Here is a 15,306-nt window from a genome sequence, read left to right as displayed (position 1 = left end):
AATGCTTGAAGAATTAAGTAACAGTCTTGATTTTATCATAAGCCAAACAAAAAATAATATTCCAGCATTGGAAATTATTTTGATGATTCCCTGGCTCTTCTATTTTCTGAGTCTTTTTTGGAAAAAAATATTATTTCTTGGAATTATTCCAAGACGATTAATGGGAATACCTGGCATTCTATTTGCCCCGCTTCTGCATGCCAATTTTAATCATATATTTTTTAATTCAATCCCACTGCTCGTGCTCAGTAATTTTATCTTAATTAATGGACTTCTTTATTATATTATTGTGACGATTCTTATTACTGTTTTAAGTGGAATAGCAATCTGGTGCTTTGCAAAACCGGGTTTACACATAGGTGCAAGTGGATTAATCACGGGTTACTGGGGCTTTCTGGTCAGTAATATTTATCAAAGGGCAACTTTTACTACTATTATATTAGGAATCATCAGCCTCTACTATTTTGCTGGTATTTTTTTCGGTATTTTCCCAAAAGAAAAAGGTGTTTCCTGGGAATCTCATTTATTTGGCCTTTTAGCTGGTTTTGCTGTAAGTTATTTATTTGGGTCCTATCCTGAATATGTACAAATATTTCAAGTTTCATCCAATAATTTTTAAAGGAACATTTTGTCGTTTTGAAGCCCCGAGTCAAAGTTTCTATTGGAAGAATAAAATAGCGAAATTAACGCGTAAGAAATCAGGACAGTTTGCCCAAGGGAGTAGAAATGCAAACAAACCCTATGGTATTCTAAAAAGAAAAATAAATCCGAGAAAGCCCGATGCATTTACTTAAAAAACTTTTTTATACCAGTATATTAAGTCTTTCTATTTCACCCACATTTGCAACTCAATTTTTCATTTCTGGGTGCTGTAGTCAAATGGGCGGCATCAGCTACTGTGACTCATCAGCAGGACGTCTTGTTTGTAATAATGGCTTTTATTCAGCTTGTTATTGCACGCCTCACGCGGTTATGGATTTACAACTCTTCAGGGGTTGCTGTTTATGGAAAGGCGGAGTAGTTGATGCATTTAATGTGAATGGCTATGTGGTATGCAACGATGGCTCTGTTTCTGAAGAATGTTCGTTACGTCCGGAAGAGAAGATTGCAGCCTGGTAATGTCCTCCCCACCCATTGGATACCAATTCTATAAATAGGTGAATCTAACTAAATCCATATTTTAAGTGTCTATTCACTTTTTAGGTTCTGCTTTGTTTCTTCCACATTATCTGAAGAGCACCTCTACATGCAATATAAAGCTTTATCTATAGCTGGTTTTGATGGTTCTGGTGGTGCCGGAATTCAAGCCGATCTTAAAACCTTTTCTGCGTTGGGTTGCTATGGCATGACTGTACTCACTGCCTTACCTGTGCAAAATACTTGTGGTGTGAGGCAATGTTATCCCATTCCACTGCAGGCAATAGAGGATCAACTGAATGCAATCTTCGATGATATTGAGCCTGACAGTATTAAAATAGGCATGCTTTTTACAATGGAAATCATCGAACTGGTTTCATCCATTCTTAAAAAAAGAGCATCCTCTATCCCAATTGTTCTTGATCCTGTAATGGTGGCTAAAAGCGGGCACCCCTTGTTATTAGAAAGTGCTGTAGAGGCTATGATCACCGAATTAATACCATTGGCCACTTTGGTGACTCCCAATCTTCCGGAAGCTTCTGTATTAACTGGGATTGTCCATGCATCATCTGAGAGAGACATGATAGAGATTGGTCAAAGAATACTAGATTTTGGCTCAAAATATGTATTGCTTAAAGGGGGACATCTTGTAGAGAATCCTAATTCCAATGATTTATTAATAGGTACCAAAGGAGAAACGCATTGGTTGGAAAGTCGAAGGATATATTCTAAAAATACCCATGGCACTGGATGTACCCTCTCAGCAGCTATAGCCGCGGGCCTGGCGCATCAGGTTGATTTATTAGAAGCATGTCGCATTGCAAAAAACTATTTATACCATGCTATTTTGTCTGCTAAAAACGAGCATATGGGTTTAGGAAATGGACCAGTAAATCATTTTTATCATTTTTGGCCGGTACATTTTTTTGATCTAACAGCTGATACCTAATTCGAAATTGCGTGGAGCGACTCCCTCAAAATCCTGTGCCACTGCCTTTCTTTGAATGATTTCGCCAAAGCACATGCTACTAAAAATGATTAATAAATGACCAATGGTTGAATAACAGAATATCGTATCCGAAAAACATAACACACAAAAAGAAACCAAAAATCCGAGAAGGAAAGGTTTCATTTCCTCAAGCTGAAATGTTGTAATAAATAAAGATCCTATGAACAGAAGAAAAAAGCACATTCCTACCAGCCCCAGTTCAGAAAGGGTTAACCAATATTGGCTATGAGGTTCATTGAGCTTGTGCCCCCAAGAGGGTATCGGTTGATCTTTGACAAAATTATATTGGAAACCCCCGGTACCAACACCGAGTATGGGGTGCTTTTCAAATAAAGATTGCGCATATTGATGAAACTGTATTCTAAAACCTAAGGATGTGTCTGCTTGATGATGCTTTAGCAATTTAATGTCATTCATCAACGCGCGAGTGCCCTCCTTCATCACTGGGCTTAAAATAAAGGTAAGGCCAATGGCGACAGTGAATAGGACCAGCCCAATGAATGCTTTTTTTAAGGGAAATTTTTGAACAATGAATAAAGTAGCTAAAATTCCATAAATAATATAACCAGTCCTTCCCGGATTAATAAAGAAAGTTTGATAACTCCCGAGAACGACCATAGACAGATACAAAATACGCCACCGTCTACTCTTACTTTTATCGAAAGCAAGTAGTCCCGCAAAATAAACGCCCAAAGCCACCATAAAGCCAGTAATAATATGGTTGAAAAATACTTGCCCGGGGTCGGGATGATATATAAATAAAATAGTGAATGACTTAATAATGGAGCAAATACAAGTAAGCAGCATGACTATGATGTAAGCATTTAAAACCCACAACCGGGTTTTAGGTCTCGCAAAACCCACAGCAAAAATTGGTAAGAAGAGTAATTTGGAGTATTTATTAATGATATTGTATTGCAAAGAGAATGTGGCCTCGGACCAAAAACAGGCGATGAGTACAAATAAAAATAATAGGAAGGCAGCGCGAACCCAAATCGTTTTAAAAGCATAATATAAAAGATGCCGGTAATAAGGAGTTAACAGAATAACTAAAGGGGTGACGATTAATAATATAGACTTAATGCTGGTACTAATAGGAGTAAAAAATACCAATAACACAAGAAAAGCCGGGACAAAAGGGCTATTTTTTTCATCCAAGAAGCTCAGTCTCAAATCAGTTCCTCTGTGCCTTTTTCCAAGGAAGGCAATTGATCCATGTTGCTGTCTTGATACAATTGCTTGATACCACGATAAAAAGTTCCTTGAGCATTAAAAATTGCAAATAAAAGACCTATTCTGCCATCCATAAATCCACGTTGCAAGATATAGCATCTGAAAAACATCCATGATGTACTTGCCATCGTTTTTAAAAGGCTTGAATTTCTTCTTTTTAAAATATATGTTTTAGCACTATATGATGAATACCTATTCAACTTATACAGCATATGGCTTACATCTTTAAAAGAGTGATGCATAATCACATTTTTCAATTGCCCTATACGTGTATTTTCAGGAAGAACGATTTTTTCATGGACTATGTCATGACTAAAAGATGCATTAGCCCTTTTAAAAAGCCGCGCATGTCTTTTGGGACTGGAAGAATATTTTAAGGGCTGATTATAAAAATACATTTGAATTGCAATTCGGAAAGCATCTGCTCTATCTGAGTTGATGCTGTGAAGGATTTCGAGTTGTAATTCTTTACTTATGGATTCATCCGCATCCAGATTCAACACCCAATCTTTTGTCGCTTTTGCCAAGGCCCTTTGTTTTTGGGCTCCATAACCAGGCCAGTCGGTAGAATATACATGCTCTGTATATTCTTTAGCGATAGCAACTGTTTTATCAGTGCTGCCTGAATCCAGCACTATTATTTCATCAGCAAACTGGACGGATTCAAGACAGCGTCTGATATTCCTCTCTTCATTTTTAGTTATTATTATTACAGACAACGACATTAAAAAACGCCCTCTCGATGATCGTGACTATCAAAATGCAATTTCCCATCTTTTACTTTTAAAGTCACATGCCCGCCATGCACCAATTTACCAAATAAAAGTTCATCCGCCAGAGGTTTTTTGACATTTTCTTGAATCAACCTGGCCATTGGACGAGCGCCCATCACTTTATCATACCCATGCTCAATCAGCCATTCGCGAGCCATTTTATCCACATTAAAGGTGACTCCTTTATGGCTTAATTGCTCATCCAGTTCCATAATGAATTTATCCACCACTAAACCGATAGTCACTGAATCCAGTGGCGCAAAATTAATGATTGCATCAAGTCTGTTGCGGAATTCAGGACTAAATTGCTTTTTAATGACCTCAAGTCCATCGTTACTGTTGTCCTGTTGCGAAAAACCAATTGAATTTCGAACCAGCTCCCCTGCCCCGGCATTAGAGGTCATGACTAGAATAATATGCCTAAAATCAGCTTGGCGTCCATTAGTATCCGTCAACACGCCATGATCCATAATTTGCAACAACAGGTTAAAAACATCAGGATGCGCTTTTTCAATTTCATCGAGCAATAATACTGCATGAGGGTTTTTGGTAACGGCTTCGGTCAGCAACCCACCCTGATCATATCCTACATATCCTGGAGGTGCACCAATTAAACGAGATACAGTATGTTTTTCCATGTATTCAGACATATCAAAACGCAGTAATTCTATTCCCAAAACATTAGCCAACTGTCGGGTCACCTCTGTTTTTCCAACACCTGTTGGTCCAGCAAATAAGAAGCACCCTACAGGTTTTTGAGGATCTCTCAGACCTGAGCGACCTAATTTTATCGCAGAAGCTAAAGCAGTAATTGCTTGATCTTGGCCATATACTAAAAGTTTTAAATCTCGTTCTAAATTTCGCAGGGTATCTTTATCTCGAGCAGATACTTTCTTAATGGGTATCCGCGCAATTTTTGCCACCACGCTTTCAATTTCAGTAACACTGATGATCTTTTTGCGTTTACTCGCTGTTAATAAATTCTGATAAGCTCCTGCCTCATCAACCACATCAATGGCTTTATCTGGTAAAAAGCGGTCATTAATATATTTTGCAGATAATTCTGCCGCTGCTTTTAGTGCCGGTATAGTAAACTTCACGCCATGATGTTCTTCCAAACGACCTTTTAAGCCTTTCAGAATTTCAAATGTTTCATCAACAGTGGGTTCGGGAATATCGATTTTTTGGAATCGTCTTGCTAAAGCACGATCTTTCTCAAATATACCCCGGTATTCCTGATAGGTTGTAGATCCAATACATTTTAATTCGCCGTTTGCTAAAAGGGGTTTAATCAAATTGGATGCATCCATAACGCCACCGGATGCTGCGCCAGCACCGATAATCGTATGAATTTCATCAATAAACAGAACAGCGCCTTCCTGTTGTCCTAATTGCTTTAGTACGGCCTTTAATCGTTTTTCAAAGTCACCGCGATATTTCGTTCCGGCAAGCAAAGCACCCAAATCGAGAGAATATACAATACAATCTCGTATGGCATCAGGGATTTCCCCATCAACAATACGTCGGGCCAAACCTTCTGCTATGGCTGTTTTACCTACTCCGGCTTCACCGACAAGTAAAGGATTATTTTTCCTTCGGCGGCATAACACTTGAATGGTTCGTTGAACTTCTTCATGGCGGCCGATTAAAGGATCGATCTTACCTTGTTTTGCACGTCTGTTAAGATTCGTACAATAACTTTCTAATGGTGACTCATTACCTTCTGATGAGCCCATATCGTCTTCCATAGAATTCATATTCTCATGCATGTCGTTGTTTTGATATTTAGAGACGCCATGAGATATATAATTGATTACATCGAGGCGAGTAATATTTTCACGACGTAAAAAATAAACTGCCTGACTTTCTTGTTCGCTAAAAATAGCTGCTAGAACATTCGCTCCAGTTACCTCAGTTTTCCCTGCAGATTGAACATGAAATACTGCACGTTGTAGAACACGTTGGAAACCAAGGGTAGGTTGTGTTTCCCTGTCTAATTCATCTTCAGGGATTCTGGGAGTTGTTTCGTCTATAAACTCAATCAGATCGCGACGTAATGCTTCAATATTGGCATCGCATGCCTGCAAGACACTTCCGGCTGCTGGATTATCAAGTAATGACAACAACAAATGCTCAACAGTCATAAATTCATGCCGTTTTTCCTTTGCTTCCTTGAAAGCGAGATTCAAGGTGAATTCAAGTTCTTTATTTAACATTGTCGTTGCTCCTCTTCAGCCCACAGCAAATTACTCGGGTTCCATGCTGGATAGCAATGGGTGCTGATTCATTCTGGCGTATTCATTTACCAGCGCTACTTTTGTTTCTGCTATATCTCGAGTAAATACCCCACACACGCCTTTTCCTTGGATATGAACCTGTAACATCACCTGAACTGCAAGTTCTTCATTCAAATGGAAGAAATGCTTCAGTACATCAACTACAAAATCCATAGGTGTATAATCATCATTGAGCAATACTACTTTGTACTTTCTAGGCACTCTGATTTCTGTGCTCAGCTCAGGATCAGCTACTTTAGGCCTTATAATTTCCTCTAAATTTTGCCCGCTCATAACATACAACCTCTATATATTTTTATAGACTCCTTACGCGCTTTTGGCCAGTAAAATCAGCTAATTTTATTGAAAAAATTAGTCTTTGAAATAATCAAAAACATATTGGTTAGATAGCATTCATTAAAGGTATAAACCATAAATGATGTTAAATGGTAACCCTAGGGAAGCAACTTGAAACCAGAATAAGTTAAATGCTCACTTAATTTCAGTCGTTCCCTACGGCCACTTTATAAGACAACTTACATATGTTTAATTATTTCATCGCCAAAGCCAGAACTGCTCACCAAAGTTGCGCCAGTCATACCGCGTTCAAAGTCGTATGTCACTGTTTTAGCTGCTATAGCACTTTGCATGCCTTTAATAATTAAATCAGCAGCTTCATTCCAGCCCATATGCCGCAACATCATTTCCGCAGAAAGAATAATGGAGCCAGGATTTACCTTATTTTTTCCCGCATATTTAGGTGCAGTTCCATGGGTTGCTTCAAATACAGCAACTTTATCACTTATATTAGCACCTGGAGCAATGCCAATACCGCCTACTTGTGCTGCCAAAGCGTCAGAAATGTAATCTCCGTTGAGATTAAGCGTTGCAATCACGCTGTAATCCTCTGGTCTCAAAAGTATTTGTTGTAGGAACGCATCAGCGATTACATCATTGATAATGATTTGTTTGCCTGTTTTTGGATTTTTAAATTCCATCCAGGGTCCGCCTTCATATTCTTTGGCCCCAAAAACATCTCGAGCAACCTGGTAACCCCAATCTTTAAAGGCACCTTCAGTAAATTTCATAATATTACCTTTATGAACCAAAGTTACTGTGTCACGATCATTATCTATAGCATATTGGATTGCTGCTCTGACTAACCGCGTAGTACCTTCCTTAGATACAGGTTTAACCCCTATACCGCAATGCTCAGGGAAACGAATTTTTTTAACGCCCATATCATTCATCAAGAAATCAATTACTTTTTTGGCTTCAGGTGAATCAGCTTTCCATTCTATTCCAGCATAAATATCTTCAGAATTTTCTCTAAATATCACCATGTCTGTTTTTTCTGGTTCTTTTAGTGGACTTGGAACACCGGAGAAATAGCGAATTGGGCGCAAACAGGTATAAAGATCTAATTCTTGACGAATCGCAACATTGAGTGAGCGAATGCCGCCACCCACTGGAGTAGTTAACGGCCCCTTAATAGAAACAACATATTCCTTCAGAGCTTCTAAAGTTTCTTTTGGCAGCCATTCATCCGAACCATAAACTTGAGTTGCTTTTTCACCTGCATAGACTTCCATCCAGGCGATTTTTCTTTCGTCGCCATATGCTTTTGCCACCGCAGCATCAACAACTCGAATCATAGGGGGGGTCACATCGACACCAATACCGTCTCCCTCAATAAAGGGAATAATTGGATTATTGGGGACACGAAGTGACAGATCATCTGCAACTGTGATCGCTTCACCCTGTGAAGGCACTTTGATTTTATTGTAGGTCATTGACAACTCCGAAAAATTATAGAGAAGGCAAATAATACCATGTGATAACTTGGTTCCCAAGCATCATTTTTATTAATTATAAATACTTGGTTTTAGACTACGCATGTTGCAGCATTTTGATTTGTTCAACGAGTTGATCATATCCTGCTTCAACATTGATATAATCTTTTTTTGAAAGATATATGGACAAAGAGCCATCATCCGTAGCAGAGGCTTTTTGCAATACCCCATTATAGCCTTGACTTTTTAAACGAAGAAAATCATTGATTTTAGTGACTAAGTAAAAATTACGGAAGTAATTGTCTGGAACCATATGAATGGCTTGAGCATCATGTTCCAATGTGTTGCCTGGTAAATAATCTTTAAGCGAGTAGCCGTTGTTATTATGGACAGCCACAATTTTTCCTTTGGGTAAGATATTTTTGATTTTATTTGCTAGCTTTTTCACTTCTTGATGCGCTTGAGGGCTATAGTGACCAAATTGTGACAGAGTTTTTTGTATCCCATTGTCTGTATAGATTCGGTTGGGATCAAATTCATAACGTTGATTGTTTAAATGGAATACTATATTTCGGCCCCCAGAATGATTTAGTGTAATCAGGCTGCCTCCTTCCCTCTTGATTACCGCCTCAGCCGCCCTTAAAGCTGTTTGCTCATTATGATGAACATGAACGTAGGTTTTTCCGCGGCCCACGATGTGTTTAATCTCTACTCTTTCGTCACCAACCATTACTATATGATTCATTGCGTATGTTAACTGACAAATAAAAAAAGAAGCTAAAATTGTGTATTTCATTGATACACTTACCCGATTCAATGATGAAGAGTATTGTATAAGATTTACTCTATGAAGACAATGAATTTAAATTGGGAAATTGCCCATAGGTAAGAAAGATCTTAATATAGTTGCATTGATATTCTTTCTTTCTACCCTATGCCTGAAATTATTCTGTTCAATAAACCTTATGGTGTTCTCACTCAATTTTCTGGAGAAGATCCAGAACAGACATTATCCGCTTTTATTAATAAACCCAATTTCTATGCCGCAGGCAGGCTTGATAAAAATAGCGAAGGACTGTTGTTGTTAACCAATAATGGTGCCCTGCAACATCGATTGACGCATCCTAAATTTAATAAAAGAAAATATTATTGGGTGCAGGTAGAAGGCATTCCAACGGAAATTGATTTACAACCTCTAGCAAAAGGGCTAATTCTTAAAGACATAATTTATTTACCTGCTGAAGTTCGAATAATAGCCGAGCCCAAAGTTTGGCTAAGGAACCCACCCGTCCGTTTTCGTCAAAATATCCCTACCAGTTGGTTAGAAATTATTTTACAGGAAGGAAAAAACCATCAGATTCGCAAAATGACTGCCGCAATTGGCTTTCCCACCTTAAGATTAATACGCCATCGTATAGGTGATTGGAAATTAGGAGATTTAAGTCCAGGTGAATATCGCATGATTCAGCATTATGGCAAGTTCAAATAATCTTTAATCAATGTTAACGGTAAACCAATCGTTTCAATAATGTGTCCTCCCCAAGTAAGCGGATCCATGGCCAAATAAACATCCCTACTAAAGCGCTCGCTACAGGGGTAATTAAACTATAGTTAAATCCAAGTAACGCAGTGATTAAAGAAATAATGGATTGATATAAGAGGCAAAAAAATCCAATGAGGAATATTTGCTGCATCATCGAAAAAAATTGAAAGCGTCTTGATTTGCTCGATGCAATCCAGGTAACAAATAGTAAAGCAAAAGAATGTTCGCCAATGACGGTCGCAAGTAAAACGTCCAGCAACAATCCTACCAATAACAAGGTTGTCAGTTTAAAATTTCCCGGTAAAAAATATTCGATGTAAAGAACGAGTAATAAAACCCAGGGGGGACGAAATGCGGAAATCAATTCAGGCATGGGTAATATGGACAACAGAAGAGCTATAATAAACCCCAGGCATAAACGAATACGCAGATATCGCATTACATCGTCTCCTTGGCATTTAAACGCTCGTTAATTTGTGCATTAAGGTGCTCTTGCCCTGCATCTGGCCATATGAGCAGTACCAAACGGTTGCGGTTCAGAAAAGCAACTGGCTTCACTTTAACTTTAACAAAATCCTCACCAGGAATACTGTTAACTTCTTCAACAAGTCCTACAGGATAACCTTCTGGGTAATGTCTATCTAAACCCGAGGTAACTAAAACATCCCCAGGATGGATGGATGAAGTTTTGGGTAAATTAATTAAGGATAATTGTTCTATATTATTATTGCCCACAAGAATTGCACGTTCCCCAGTACGATTGTTACGCACAGGAACTGCATTCTTTGAGTCAGAGATGAGCAGTACTGTACTGGTAATGGGGCCTACATCTACAATCTGTCCCATGATGCCTTTGGCATCTAAAACAGGCTGTCCCACATAAGCTCCATCCCTTTTACCTTTATTAAGAACTACAATCTGACGGGAGTTACTGGTATCGACCGCAAGAATCTGCGCAGCCATTGCTTTCATATTTGCCTGGGATGAGGTCAGGAGTAATTCTTTTAACTGTGAGTTTTCTTTTTGAATCACTAACAATCTTTGTAATTCTGCTTCAAGCATGGTTTGCTGATAGCGTAATTGCATATTTTCCGCAATCAAGGTTTTTTTTGCACTAACAAGAGATTGTACCCAGCCTATAACCCGTACAGGATAATCCACCGCATATTGTAAAGGTGCTACAACAAAAGAAAAGCCACTACGCACATTATCTAAATATCGATAATGATAGTCAGAAAACATAAGAAAAACAGAAAAAGCAAGGGCGAGTACGAAACCTATCGAGCTGTACCCACTCCTGCTAAATAACTTATTATGTTTATTATTCTGTTGAGAGGAAATCACCACCGCGTAAATCCATGGTTTCTAAAGCTTTACCACCACCACGTGCGACACAGGTCAGTGGATCTTCAGCAATTAATACAGGCAAGCCTGTTTCTTCCATAAGTAAGGTATCAATGTTCTTCAATAAGGCACCGCCGCCTGTTAATACCATACCCCGTTCAGCAATATCAGCTGCTAACTCAGGTGGCGCTAATTCTAATGCAGCTCTTACAGCACCCACAATTCCCGATAAAGGCTCTTGAAGTGCTTCGAGTATCTCTGCGCTGGTTAAAATGAAACTACGTGGAACACCCTCAGCTAAATTTCTTCCACGAACTTCGATTTCAAATAGATCGCGGCTTGGAAACGCAGAGCCAATTTCATGTTTGATTCGTTCAGCAGTGGTTTCACCAATAAGAGTACCGTAATTACGACGGACATATGAAACAATGGCATCATCAAACTTATCGCCCCCGATACGTACCGATTGATGATATACGATACCGCTTAAGGAAATGATGGCTACTTCAGTAGTACCTCCACCGATATCCACAACCATCGAGCCGCTTGCTTCTTCGACCGGCATTCCGGATCCTAAAGCAGCTGCCATAGGCTCTTCAATTAGGAATACTTCACGAGCACCAGCTCCCATTGCAGATTCCCGAATTGCACGTCGTTCAACCTGTGTTGAGCCACAGGGAACGCAAACCAGGACACGTGGGCTTGGGCGTAAAAATTTGTTTTCATGCACTTTATGAATAAAGTGCTGCAGCATTTTCTCAGTAACAAAAAAGTCTGCGATTACGCCATCTTTCATTGGTCTAATGGCATTGATATTGCCTGGAGTCCTTCCTAGCATTCTTTTCGCTTCAAGACCAACCGCAGCAACACGTTTTTGTCCTGACTCATTGCGCAAAGCAACCACAGAAGGTTCGTTTAGAACAATTCCTTTATCTCTTACATAAATCAATGTATTTGCTGTTCCCAAATCAATAGATAAATCATTGGAAAACACGCCCCTTAATTTTCTGAACATAAGCCGCACTATCCCGTTCTTTTTTTTGTGCGCTACTTTATCCTAAATTTGGATAAAAATCGACAGTTCTTATACAACAATTTAAAATTAAAAAGGAATGGATAGCATCCAATGATATTTGTTTGATAGCAAAGTATGACTCCAGACAAATAGTGTACAGGCTCTTTAGTTGATATTAAAAAATTGCATTAACCTTATCTTTGCGTATTCGAGCGTGTTATTTGAATGTTCCAAAAATTTACTTTTTTGTTACCTTTTTTATTAAAATCTTAAATTGTTATCAAAGTGATTACATTATACACTTTATGTTCCATATACAGTGCGTCTTTAAGGTTTTATATCATGCCAAGTAGTTTAAAAGCAAACGAGTTATCGCAGTGGACCCATGGCAATCCTGATCTCATAGGTAAACTTTTCTTAAACCTTTTTGAATTTTTAAGATTAGAAACCAATAAAGGTAAAGATCCTTGTGGGGTTTATGCCAAAATAAATGTAAACATCAGCTTTTTCATAAGCTTACTTGGTGATGGACGTCTTTATATCCCTCAATTAAATATGGCAGGTAAGGATGCATCTGCCTTACTTGGTGCTTATTTACGTCAAGGAATCACTATCGATGATGTTCCTATTGTTGAATTAAGCCCAGAACAAATAGAGGTTGTTCATACTTTTGTTAATCCATTAATTCCACCTGGGTTTACAGCAAAACAATTTTTTGATGGACTCAAAGGCAAACCATCTGAAAAACATGCTGCAATTTTAAAGCTACTGATATTTAAAGACATTCCTGCGGAGCAATTGGAAAAAATGCATAAGGATAAATATGCAAAACACGTCAATTCTTTAATTGAGTCAATCTTGAATTTAGCTGACTTCATGCGAACTCCTTTTAATGTCCTGGTATTAGAAGAGAAAGCAGCCGTAGCTGCGGCTAAAAAAATGGGGTCGCCTCATGCACAAACTTCTGGAATCGACTTACAATGGACATCAATGTATAAGGCTATTGAACAAAGCTTACAGAATGTTATCGAAACAAAAAAAGGTAAAAGTAAACAAGCAGGTGAGTATCTTGAGGTTATCAGGCCCTTTCTGGTTCAATGTCAAGCATGTTTTGGATTAGCCAATACCCGATATCAAGTGGAAAAAGAAGCAAAAGAAGAAGCGAGAAAACGAGAAGAAGAAGTCAGTGAAACATTTAAAGAACTTGGTATCATTGAAAAAAATGCTGAAAAAGTAAAAGAATTCATCAGCAAATTCAGACAAAGTATTATAGAAAAGGAAAGAGAGCCCACCCGAATAGAAGAACTTCGAAGGATGACTTTATCTCAACTCATCACAGCTTATGGAGCGCAATGGCAAAATGCTTTGGAAAGGAATAGAAAGGAATTAGCCGATACTAAAGAAGAATTAGAAAAATTAAGACATGAGAATACTTCAATTCATGATGAATCAGATAGAAAATTAAGTCTAATTCAGCAACAGCTTGAAGAGAGTAGAAAAGAGCTAGAAGAGAATAAAGTACAAATTAAGCAGCATACTCAAGAACTTGAGATATTAAGAAATACAAAATCTTCATCTTCTGAAACCATCCAGAAACTACAGAAAGAACTTGAGAAAGAAAAACAAAAGTTCATAGAAAAAAGGGACGCTTATGAGCAATTGAAAAGCCAATTCGATGCGCTTAAAAGAGAAAATGAAAATTTACAAATTAAACTTCAATCGTACAGCAAACAAGAACAACTTATAATTCATCTTCAGGAGCAATTAAAAGTCTTACAGCATGAAAATGAATTATTACGCAGCAAAAGCCAACCAGAGGAAGAGATAACTCTAGTCCCAAGCGAGGATTTAACGGAAGTACTACACCTCAGATCTCAACTGCAATCTTTGCAAGAGGAAAATGAAATATTGCGTCATCAAGACAAGGTGCGTCAACAAGCCAATTCCCCAGATAAAGATGTCTCGTCAGAAGTAGTGCAACTTCGTTCCGAGATACAATTGTTGCGACAACAAAATAGTCAACTTCGAGAAGAGTTGAGTAAAGTAGTACATCCTATAGATAAGATTGAGCCTAAATCAGTCGATTTAACTGAGGCTAAAATAAAACTAAGTATCTCCCTGGGGCATTTACGATTAAATCAGGAAGACACAAAAAAGGTTGCAGATAAAATTATAGAGAGCACTACCGCAGAAGAATTAGTAAATTTACAAGTTCATATTGTGCGCTTACAGAAAATTAATGCTTTTATTGATTCAATGAATCAAGGAATTTTAAAGCGCGCTGGGTTCTTCTCTTCAGATCCTTACAAAAAAACCCAAGCCATCGAAACTTCTTTTCAACAGTTGTCTATAGAAGAAAAGTATCGAATCTCTCAGTTATCTGAGCAGCAAATTAATGAGGAATTAAGAAAAAATGAGGGTGAAGAAAGCGACATTGGAAAGTTCTTGAAATCCATTCATCACAAGAGAGGATTTATTCCGATTCATCAGGCCACCAGCTTTACATTTTTCAAGAGCAACATTGATGATTTACAACATCAGCTAAATGATGTGAAGCCAGAAACAATCGCATTAGTTTAAAAATTTCTTTTCTATGTCACTGTTGTAAGGGGTCCTACAACAGTGACTATTCCTTTTAACACACAATTAAATTAACACACAATTAAATCGATTGTTACTTGGCTATTCTGAGAAGTTTTATAATGGCACGCAGCATATATCGATGCATCTCCTCAGAAATTAAAACGATAGATAAATATTTTTAATCTATTTTATTAACCACGAACATTTGATTGAGTTTGTCCCGATTGGCAGACACAAAATGCTGTCCCAATCCTTTAACTTCAGCAAGTTCCTCCAAGGATTTAAAGCCGTGATGGCTTTTGCGATAAGCAATAATCGCTTCCGCTCTTTTCTTGCCAATTCCTTTTATAGATCCAGTAAGCTGAGACAAATCAGCCGCATTGAGATCAATTTTATGAATCACTAAAGGAGGGCTTTTCTTGATTGAGTTTTCTTTATTGATGACTGCATGAGCGGAAAGAGTTACGATAGACAATGACAATAAACCCGCAATAAATTTTGCTTTCATTTAAATTTTCTCCTAATTGTTGGACTAAGGCTCGTTCCAGAGCCGAGCAAAGTATCCCAAGAATCAGGTATGCTGTCGAGAGTTTTTTAATT

15 protein-coding genes are annotated in these 15,306 nt (G+C 38.1%); 5 read left to right on the top strand and 10 right to left on the bottom strand.

Annotation, left to right across the window (positions count from 1 at the left end; genetic code table 11):
* The first annotated feature begins 1 nt into the window (after position 1).
* The 3 genes from BU07_RS0108010 to thiD all read left to right on the top strand — a co-directional run bounded on the left by BU07_RS0108010 (position 2) and on the right by thiD (position 2,086).
* Positions 2-619 carry a rhomboid family intramembrane serine protease gene (locus BU07_RS0108010; protein WP_031565003.1) on the top strand — a complete coding sequence of 206 codons (618 nt, stop codon included), beginning with the start codon at positions 2-4 and terminating at the stop codon, positions 617-619.
* 161 nt (positions 620-780) lie between these two features.
* Positions 781-1,119, top strand: coding sequence for a hypothetical protein (locus tag BU07_RS0108000; protein WP_031564998.1), 339 nt, complete (start codon positions 781-783; stop codon positions 1,117-1,119).
* Between the two features lie 127 nt (positions 1,120-1,246).
* Positions 1,247-2,086 (top strand): bifunctional hydroxymethylpyrimidine kinase/phosphomethylpyrimidine kinase, encoded by an 840-nt coding sequence (gene thiD, locus BU07_RS0107995; protein ID WP_031564994.1) that lies wholly within the window; start codon positions 1,247-1,249, stop codon positions 2,084-2,086.
* On the opposite strand, the gene BU07_RS0107990 is transcribed toward thiD, so the two are convergent.
* The 6 genes from BU07_RS0107990 to BU07_RS0107965 all read right to left on the bottom strand — a co-directional run bounded on the left by BU07_RS0107990 (position 2,069) and on the right by BU07_RS0107965 (position 9,017).
* Positions 2,069-3,319: an O-antigen ligase family protein gene (locus BU07_RS0107990; RefSeq protein WP_051635511.1), complete on the bottom strand. Its 1,251-nt coding sequence runs from the start codon at positions 3,317-3,319 to the stop codon at positions 2,069-2,071. The two genes, thiD and BU07_RS0107990, sit on opposite strands and share 18 nt — an antisense overlap.
* Positions 3,316-4,104, bottom strand: coding sequence for a glycosyltransferase family 2 protein (locus tag BU07_RS0107985; protein WP_031564990.1), 789 nt, complete (start codon positions 4,102-4,104; stop codon positions 3,316-3,318). Before BU07_RS0107985 ends, BU07_RS0107990 begins: the two co-directional genes overlap by 4 nt.
* Positions 4,104-6,368 (bottom strand): ATP-dependent Clp protease ATP-binding subunit ClpA, encoded by a 2,265-nt coding sequence (gene clpA / locus BU07_RS0107980; protein WP_031564988.1) that lies wholly within the window; start codon positions 6,366-6,368, stop codon positions 4,104-4,106. The genes BU07_RS0107985 and clpA overlap by 1 nt, the downstream gene beginning before the upstream one ends.
* 30 nt (positions 6,369-6,398) lie before the next feature.
* Positions 6,399-6,722, bottom strand: a complete 324-nt coding sequence (clpS, locus tag BU07_RS0107975) for an ATP-dependent Clp protease adapter ClpS (RefSeq protein ID WP_031564987.1) — start codon at positions 6,720-6,722, stop codon at positions 6,399-6,401.
* A 242-nt stretch (positions 6,723-6,964) separates the two neighbouring features.
* Positions 6,965-8,221, bottom strand: a complete 1,257-nt coding sequence (gene icd, locus BU07_RS0107970; RefSeq protein ID WP_031564985.1) for an NADP-dependent isocitrate dehydrogenase — start codon at positions 8,219-8,221, stop codon at positions 6,965-6,967.
* A gap of 97 nt (positions 8,222-8,318) precedes the next feature.
* On the bottom strand, positions 8,319-9,017 hold the full coding sequence (locus BU07_RS0107965; protein WP_031564982.1) for a hypothetical protein: 699 nt from the start codon (positions 9,015-9,017) through the stop codon (positions 8,319-8,321).
* Positions 9,018-9,155: 138 nt separating this feature from the next.
* Between BU07_RS0107965 and BU07_RS0107960 the strand changes: the two genes are divergently transcribed.
* Positions 9,156-9,710, top strand: a complete 555-nt coding sequence (locus BU07_RS0107960) for a pseudouridine synthase (RefSeq protein ID WP_031564980.1) — start codon at positions 9,156-9,158, stop codon at positions 9,708-9,710.
* 13 nt (positions 9,711-9,723) lie between these two features.
* Here BU07_RS0107960 and mreD read toward each other — a convergent pair whose 3' ends face one another.
* From mreD to BU07_RS0107945, 3 genes are read right to left on the bottom strand one after another with little or no spacing between them, the layout of a single operon-like run.
* Positions 9,724-10,203 (bottom strand): rod shape-determining protein MreD, encoded by a 480-nt coding sequence (mreD, locus tag BU07_RS0107955; protein WP_031564975.1) that lies wholly within the window; start codon positions 10,201-10,203, stop codon positions 9,724-9,726.
* Positions 10,203-11,108 (bottom strand): rod shape-determining protein MreC, encoded by a 906-nt coding sequence (gene mreC, locus BU07_RS0107950; protein WP_031564973.1) that lies wholly within the window; start codon positions 11,106-11,108, stop codon positions 10,203-10,205. Before mreC ends, mreD begins: the two co-directional genes overlap by 1 nt.
* A complete protein-coding gene (locus BU07_RS0107945; RefSeq protein WP_003636696.1) occupies positions 11,086-12,123 on the bottom strand; it encodes a rod shape-determining protein in 1,038 nt (345 codons plus the stop codon). Before BU07_RS0107945 ends, mreC begins: the two co-directional genes overlap by 23 nt.
* Positions 12,124-12,465: 342 nt before the next feature.
* Here BU07_RS0107945 and BU07_RS0107940 point away from each other — a divergent pair, with 342 nt between their 5' ends.
* Entirely contained in the window at positions 12,466-14,703 is a 2,238-nt protein-coding gene (locus tag BU07_RS0107940) for a coiled-coil domain-containing protein (protein ID WP_031564962.1), read from the top strand.
* Positions 14,704-14,884: 181 nt separating this feature from the next.
* On the opposite strand, the gene BU07_RS0107935 is transcribed toward BU07_RS0107940, so the two are convergent.
* The gene (locus BU07_RS0107935) at positions 14,885-15,214 is read right to left on the bottom strand and encodes a ComEA family DNA-binding protein (RefSeq protein WP_031564960.1); all 330 of its coding nucleotides are present in this window, start codon (positions 15,212-15,214) and stop codon (positions 14,885-14,887) included.
* Positions 15,215-15,306 lie beyond the last annotated feature (92 nt).

It is taken from the genome of Legionella wadsworthii DSM 21896 = ATCC 33877 (assembly GCF_000701265.1).
Classification (GTDB): domain Bacteria; phylum Pseudomonadota; class Gammaproteobacteria; order Legionellales; family Legionellaceae; genus Legionella; species Legionella wadsworthii.
Note: the sequence above shows the minus strand (reverse complement) of the source record. Positions and strands in the feature narration are given on the sequence as shown.

Coding starts and splice junctions, on each gene's coding strand:
- BU07_RS0108010 (WP_031565003.1), top strand. CDS start 2: ATGCTTGAAGAATTAAGTAACAGTCTTGATTTTATCATAAGCCAAACA.
- BU07_RS0108000 (WP_031564998.1), top strand. CDS start 781: ATGCATTTACTTAAAAAACTTTTTTATACCAGTATATTAAGTCTTTCT.
- thiD (WP_031564994.1), top strand. CDS start 1,247: ATGCAATATAAAGCTTTATCTATAGCTGGTTTTGATGGTTCTGGTGGT.
- BU07_RS0107985 (WP_031564990.1), bottom strand. CDS start 4,104: ATGTCGTTGTCTGTAATAATAATAACTAAAAATGAAGAGAGGAATATC.
- clpA (WP_031564988.1), bottom strand. CDS start 6,368: ATGTTAAATAAAGAACTTGAATTCACCTTGAATCTCGCTTTCAAGGAA.
- clpS (WP_031564987.1), bottom strand. CDS start 6,722: ATGAGCGGGCAAAATTTAGAGGAAATTATAAGGCCTAAAGTAGCTGAT.
- icd (WP_031564985.1), bottom strand. CDS start 8,221: ATGACCTACAATAAAATCAAAGTGCCTTCACAGGGTGAAGCGATCACA.
- BU07_RS0107965 (WP_031564982.1), bottom strand. CDS start 9,017: ATGAAATACACAATTTTAGCTTCTTTTTTTATTTGTCAGTTAACATAC.
- BU07_RS0107960 (WP_031564980.1), top strand. CDS start 9,156: ATGCCTGAAATTATTCTGTTCAATAAACCTTATGGTGTTCTCACTCAA.
- mreD (WP_031564975.1), bottom strand. CDS start 10,203: ATGCGATATCTGCGTATTCGTTTATGCCTGGGGTTTATTATAGCTCTT.
- BU07_RS0107945 (WP_003636696.1), bottom strand. CDS start 12,123: ATGTTCAGAAAATTAAGGGGCGTGTTTTCCAATGATTTATCTATTGAT.
- BU07_RS0107940 (WP_031564962.1), top strand. CDS start 12,466: ATGCCAAGTAGTTTAAAAGCAAACGAGTTATCGCAGTGGACCCATGGC.
- BU07_RS0107935 (WP_031564960.1), bottom strand. CDS start 15,214: ATGAAAGCAAAATTTATTGCGGGTTTATTGTCATTGTCTATCGTAACT.